This window comes from Clostridium sp. (genome assembly GCF_051656525.1).
Classification (GTDB): Bacteria; Bacillota; Clostridia; order Clostridiales; family Clostridiaceae; genus Clostridium.
Map to the genome: position 1 here is coordinate 1 of NZ_JBOGCC010000279.1, position 1,592 is coordinate 1,592.

General features: G+C 25.4%; 1 protein-coding gene. It reads right to left on the bottom strand.

The genetic code is table 11. The annotated features are described in order from the left end of the window. Positions 1–228: 228 nt before the first annotated feature. Positions 229–1,317 (bottom strand): FUSC family protein, encoded by a 1,089-nt coding sequence (locus tag ACRDDY_RS14180; RefSeq protein ID WP_438565600.1) that lies wholly within the window; start codon positions 1,315–1,317, stop codon positions 229–231. Positions 1,318–1,592 lie beyond the last annotated feature (275 nt).

The window sequence follows — 1,592 nt, forward strand, 5'->3', positions numbered from 1 at the left end:
CATTGGTATAAACGCACTTAAAAAGCCTATAAAAATTATAAAGGCCAACCCTCCTGATTTTCTTTTTTCATTTGTTAAATTCATTAAAATTTCTCCTCTTCTCTTTTGTTCTTACCATTCTATTTTAGTTATAACTTAAGCTTTCGTAAAGTAACTATATTATTTAATTATAAAAAAAGCACTAATTTTTTATAATCAGTGCTCCTTATAATTATAACTAATATACTATCAACTCTTCTCTTTTCTTAATGCTATCCTACTCTCTATAGCAATAATTATTAATACTATAATAGCTGCAATAATTGTAAATCCTATTCTATAGCCTACAAGATAATCTGGTGAATAACTAGATAATCTTGAATGTATTTCTAATACAAAATATGTAATAAACACCATTCTTTTATAATACGCCATAGGAAACATAAGATAGAATATTGCAATAAATATAAAGATATTTGTAAGCTCAACACTAGGAATAAATTTATGTATAACTAAAAATATAATAGCTCCAATAATTGTTCCAAGAGTTCTATCTATAATCATTTTTTCTGATGTTACTGGATCTATAACTAAAATTGCTGAAGCTACTATAATAATCCACATACTTTCTGGATTTCCAAAGTATATCATATAATAAACTGCACAAGTCATTAAAATTGTTGAAATAATTGCATGTCTAAGCTTCTTTCTTTTGAAATCTTCATCTCTATCTTCTTCTACAAAGAAATTACTTGGTTTAAAGCTTTGAGCTAAAGTTTTAAACTCTAATATTCTTGATTCTTTATAGTATGTATCACGAGTAAAGAAATAATAAAATGCTATTGATAGAACAATTCCTATAAGTAAGCATCCAAATACTCCTTTAAAATCAGCTCTTGGAACTTTCTGATCTAATAAAATAATATATGTTAATAAAAATCCTCTACCTCTTGCCATTTTACTTTTATGTGTGAAAAAATAGTACATTGCAAAGATAACTGTGGCTGATGCTACTATTGTAAGAATTTCATTAAAGCTACACAAATAAGCTGCCACCCCAACTAACATTTGCATTACAATAATTTTTACTGACTCTAATATAAATCTTCCATTAAAATCCTTATCAAAATTTGTAACTCCTGTATATCCTGATGTAAATCCTATTATTAATCCAATTCTAGGATCATATATGTATGCAATTGCTGCAACTAGCAAAATCATTATAAACTTTTTTACTGTTCCTAAATACTTAGCTCCTACTCTTTCATCCTTATATAACATTATAAATATTATTAAAGCTAAACAAACTGCAATTATATAAATTGGTTGTATTTTCATATACTTCATCTCCTTTGTTTAATTTAGTCATTTAATTTTATTTTAAATTCAATTTATATTAACATTACAAAAAAATAATAGTCTCAATTTAAAATTGAAAACCATTATTTTTTATAAATACTATAATCCTTTAAACTCTTTTTTTAATATTTTAACCATACCATCTAAAGCTTCCTCTATTATTAATTCACCCTTTTCTTTAGAACTACTTCTACCTAATGATAAAAGACCTGATTTTGGCACTAAATCTTCAGGTATTGGATATACTTGATAGT